Origin of the sequence: Mesorhizobium sp. M7A.F.Ca.ET.027.03.2.1 (genome assembly GCF_003999175.1) — a bacterium.
Lineage (GTDB): Bacteria > Pseudomonadota > Alphaproteobacteria > Rhizobiales > Rhizobiaceae > Mesorhizobium.
This window is the reverse complement of record NZ_RZOM01000429.1, coordinates 1-4,805: the sequence shown is the minus strand read 5'-3', so window position 1 is coordinate 4,805 and position 4,805 is coordinate 1. Positions and strand designations below refer to the sequence as shown.

Genomic DNA, 4,805 nt, shown 5'->3' with positions numbered 1-4,805 from the left:
GGTCTATGTCTCGGGCGAAGAGGCGGTCGCGCAGATCAGGCTGCGGGCGCAGCGGCTTGGCGTCGCCTCTTCTCCGGTGGAACTTGCCGCCGAGACCAATGTCGAGGACATCCTGGCGACGATCGCCGACGGCAAGCGGCCTGATCTCGTCATCCTGGATTCTATCCAGACGCTGTGGACCGACCTTGCCGATTCGGCACCGGGCACCGTCACACAGGTGCGCGCCGCCGCCCAGGCGATGATCCGTTATGCGAAATCCACGGGTGCTGCGATCGTGCTGGTCGGCCATGTCACCAAGGAAGGCCAGATCGCCGGGCCGCGTGTCGTCGAGCATATGGTCGACGCCGTGCTCTACTTCGAAGGCGAAGGCGGCCACCATTACCGCATCCTGCGCACGGTGAAGAACCGTTTTGGCCCGACCGACGAGATCGGCGTCTTCGAAATGTCGGACAAGGGCCTGCGCGAGGTTGCCAATCCGTCCGAGCTTTTCCTTGGCGAGCGCCATGCAAAATCGCCCGGGGCCGCGGTTTTCGCCGGCATGGAGGGGACAAGGCCGGTGCTGGTCGAGATCCAGGCACTGGTCGCACCCTCCTCGCTCGGCACGCCGCGCCGCGCCGTCGTCGGCTGGGACGGCGCCCGGCTGTCGATGATCCTGGCGGTTCTCGAAGCCCATTGCGGCGTGCGATTCGGCAGCCACGATGTCTATCTCAATGTCGCCGGAGGCTACCGGATTTCGGAGCCCGCGGCCGATCTGGCAGTGGCGGCCGCCCTGGTTTCCTCGCTCACCGGTCTTGCCCTTCCCGCCGATTGCGTCTATTTCGGCGAAATCAGCCTTTCGGGCGCCGTGAGGCCGGTTGCGCATGCGCAACAGCGCCTCAAGGAAGCCGAAAAGCTGGGTTTTGGAAGCGCGGTTCTGCCCTCGGGCAGCGGGGAACTGGCCGGGGGGATCGGGGCCGGTTCTTTCCAGCCGACCGAGCTTGCCGACCTCGTGGCACGCATAGCCGGCTCACGCCGAAGCCGCGTGGACGAAGAAGATTAGAGCATCGGACCCAGAGCCCGATGTTCCGCGCTATAATGCGGCTCATGGAGTGGGGCGAAAGACATGCCGATTACGCTGCTTGACGGAATTCTCGTCGGCTTCACTCTGGTCTCGGCGATGCTCGCCATGGTTCGCGGCTTTTCGCGTGAAGTCCTGTCCGTCGTCTCCTGGGCAGCGGCGGCAGCGGCGGCGTTCTTCTTCTACAAGCCGGTTGTGCCTTACCTCGCGCCCTACATCGAGAATGAAAAGATCGCCATGGCCGCCGCCGCCGGCGTCGTCTTCATCATCGCGCTGATCGTCGTCTCGGTCATCACCATGAAGCTGGCCGACTGGATCATCGATTCGCGGATCGGCGCGCTCGACCGTACGCTGGGTTTCCTCTACGGCGCCGCGCGCGGCATCCTGGTCGTCGCCGTCGCCCTGCTGTTCTTCAACTGGCTGGCTGGCGCCAAGGCACCGACCTGGGTCACGGAGGCCAAGTCGCGACCGCTGCTCGAGCAGATCGGCGCCAAGCTCGAAAGCCTGCTGCCCGAGGATCCGGAAAACGCCATTCTCAAGAAACTCAATCCGAATCAACCGGCCGCCGAGACACCAGCTGCTCCGGACGCACCGGCGGCGGATGCTCCGGCAGGCGGCGACGATGCCAACACGCCGGCGCCTGACGACAATGACGCAACACCACCGGCCAACAACGCTCCGGCACCGGCGGCACCGGCAAACTGACGCCGAAAACGACGTCAGGATCTGACGATGGTGTGAACGACCGCACGGCCCGCGTTGCTTTCGGCGCGAACCCGCATTATATGGCGATTTTAGCGGAGCTTAAGATGGCAGACGCAGACGACGTGCTTTCCGCCGAGGCCGACGACCATTTCCACGACGAATGCGGTGTGTTCGGCATTTTCGGCCGGCAGGACGCGGCAGCCATCGTCACACTGGGCCTGCATGCGCTGCAGCATCGTGGCCAGGAAGCGGCAGGCATCGTTTCTTACGACGGCAGCCAGTTCCATGTCGAACGCCATGTCGGCCTGATCGGCGACACCTTCACCAAGCAGCGCGTCATCGACAGCCTGCAAGGCAACCGCGCCATCGGCCATACCCGCTACGCCACGACTGGCGGCGCCGGCATGCGCAACATCCAGCCCTTTTTCGCCGAATTGGCCGATGGCGGCTTCGCCGTCGCCCACAACGGCAATCTGACCAACGCCATGACCGTGCAGCGCGCGCTGCAGAAGCAAGGCGCGATCTTCTCCTCCACCTCCGATACCGAGACGCTTTTGCACCTCGTCGCCACCAGCAAGGAGCGCGACCTCAACTCGCGTTTCATCGATGCGGTGCGGCAGGTCGAGGGCGCTTTCTCGCTGGTGGCGATGACGGCCAAGAAGATGATCGGTTGCCGCGATCCGCTCGGCATCCGGCCGCTGGTGCTCGGCGATCTCGACGGCGCCTGGATCCTGGCCTCCGAAACCTGCGCGCTCGACATCATCGGCGCGCGTTTCGTTCGCGACCTGAAGCCCGGCGAGATGGTCGTCGTCACCTCCAAGGGCATCGAGAGCCTGTTCCCCTTCGAGCCGCAGAAGACCCGCTTCTGCATCTTCGAATATGTCTATTTCGCGCGGCCGGATTCCTCGGTGGAAGGCCGTAACGTCTATGAGGTGCGCAAGCGCATCGGCGCCGAGCTGGCGGTTGAAAGCCCGGTCGAGGCGGACATCGTCGTGCCGGTGCCGGATTCGGGCACGCCGGCGGCGATCGGCTTCAGCCAGGCTGCAGGCATTCCCTTCGAACTCGGCATCATCCGCAATCATTATGTCGGCCGCACCTTCATTCAGCCGGGCGATTCGATCCGCCACATGGGCGTCAAACTGAAGCACAATGCCAACCGCCGCATGATCGAGGGCAAGCGCGTGGTGCTGGTCGACGACAGCATCGTGCGCGGCACCACCAGCCAGAAGATCGTGCAGATGGTGCGCGACGCCGGCGCCAAGGAGGTGCATATGCGCATCGCCTCACCGCCGACACGCGCCTCCTGTTTCTACGGTGTCGACACGCCGGAGAAATCGAAGCTCCTGGCATCGCGCATGTCGATCGAGGAGATGGCCGAGTTCATTCGCGTCGATTCGCTCGGCTTCCTCACCATTGACGGGCTCTACCGCGCGGTCGGCGAGGCCAGCCGCGATAACGACCAGCCGCAATTCTGCGATGCCTGCTTCACCGGCCAGTATCCAACCCGCCTGCTCGACTTCGAAGGCCACGACAATGTGCGCACGCTGTCGCTGCTGGCGACGAGCGGGACGTAGGCCGGACCGCCATCAGCGTTAGTCAAATTCCCGGAATCCATCGCATGACCCTCGACCTTTCCGACCGCGTTGCGGTCGTCACCGGCGCCTCGCGCGGTATCGGCTATTTCATTGCCAAGGAATTGGCTGCCGCCGGCGCGCATGTCATTGCGGTGGCGCGCACTGTCGGAGGACTGGAAGAGCTCGACGACCAGATCAAGGCGGCCGGCGGCCAGGCGACACTGGTGCCGCTCGACCTCGCCGACATGGCCGGTATCGACCGCCTGGGCGGCGCCATCCACGAACGCTGGGGCAAGCTCGACATTCTCGTCGCCAATGCCGGCGTGCTCGGCGTCATCTCGCCGATCGGTCATGTCGAAGCAAAAACCTTCGAGAAGGTGATGACCATCAACGTCACCTCGACCTGGCGGCTGATCCGCTCCGTCGACCCCCTGCTGCGGCTCTCCGATGCTGGACGAGCGATCATCCTGTCCTCCAACGCAGCGCACTCGGCGCGCGCCTTCTGGGCACCCTACGCGGCTTCCAAGGCCGCGGTGGAGACGATGATGCGCTCCTGGGCGCATGAGACGCAGAGCCTGCCGCTCCGGGTCAATGCCGCCGACCCTGGCGCCACCCGCACCGCCATGCGTGCCCAGGCAGTGCCGGGCGAAGATCCCGAGACGTTGCCGCATCCCTCCGAGATCGCCAAACGCATCGTGCCGCTGGCCAGCCCGGACCTGAAAGAGACCGGATTGATCTTCCAAGCCAAGCACAATCGGTTCGTCGCCTATCGCCAGCCGGAATAAAACTAGAGCCTTTTTGCCGCATGTCGGTTTCCCAAGAACCGCTGCATACTTTTAGGCGACATGCGTAGGGATTAAACAGGCCTCCGGCAACGTTTCTTCTGATGTAACCCGTCGAAGACCAACCGGAGGACCGACATGCGTAAACTGCTTCTCGCCACCGCCGCCACCCTGATCGCAGCCGCGGGCGCCGCTTACTCGCAAGATGCCAAGATGAGCTTCTTCGTCACCAGTGTCGGTTCCGGCAAGGGTGCCGACCTCGGCGGCCTCAAGGGCGCCGACGCGCATTGCGCGTCGTTGGCGGAAGCCGCCGGCGTCACCGGCAAAAGTTGGGCCGCCTATCTGTCGACCAGCGACACCGACGCCCGTGACCGCATCGGCAAGGGGCCGTGGGTGAACGCCAAGGGCGTCAAGATCGCCGACGATGTCGCCTCGTTGCACAGCGATGCCAACGGCATCACCAAACAGACAGCGCTCAACGAGAAAGGCGAAGCGGTCAACGGCCGCGGCGCCTTCCGCCCCGCTCATCGTCCAGTTGCCGCAGGTCTGGTCGGCGATCTTGGTGCCGTCGGGCTTGGAGCCGGTCAGCACGTCGTGGCGGTTGGGCGTGTCGCCGCGGCCGTTGACCGCTTCGCCTTTCTCGTTGAGCGCTGTCTGTTTGGTGATGCCGTTGGCATCGCTGTGCAA

General features: G+C 64.5%; 4 protein-coding genes and 1 pseudogene. All 5 read left to right on the top strand.

What is annotated here, in order from left to right; genetic code table 11:
- Positions 1 to 1,039, top strand: a 1,039-nt coding sequence (radA, locus tag EN750_RS18850) for a DNA repair protein RadA (protein WP_127397309.1), incomplete at its 5' end; no start/stop codon positions are given.
- A gap of 63 nt (positions 1,040 to 1,102) precedes the next feature.
- On the top strand, positions 1,103 to 1,762 hold the full coding sequence (locus EN750_RS18845; protein ID WP_127397308.1) for a CvpA family protein: 660 nt from the start codon (positions 1,103 to 1,105) through the stop codon (positions 1,760 to 1,762).
- A 104-nt stretch (positions 1,763 to 1,866) separates the two neighbouring features.
- Positions 1,867 to 3,336: an amidophosphoribosyltransferase gene (gene purF, locus EN750_RS18840; RefSeq protein ID WP_013532528.1), complete on the top strand. Its 1,470-nt coding sequence runs from the start codon at positions 1,867 to 1,869 to the stop codon at positions 3,334 to 3,336.
- Positions 3,337 to 3,380: 44 nt separating this feature from the next.
- Positions 3,381 to 4,121, top strand: a complete 741-nt coding sequence (locus tag EN750_RS18835) for an SDR family NAD(P)-dependent oxidoreductase (protein ID WP_127397307.1) — start codon at positions 3,381 to 3,383, stop codon at positions 4,119 to 4,121.
- A gap of 135 nt (positions 4,122 to 4,256) precedes the next feature.
- Positions 4,257 to 4,805, top strand: a pseudogene (locus EN750_RS18830) (hypothetical protein); the annotation flags it as partial.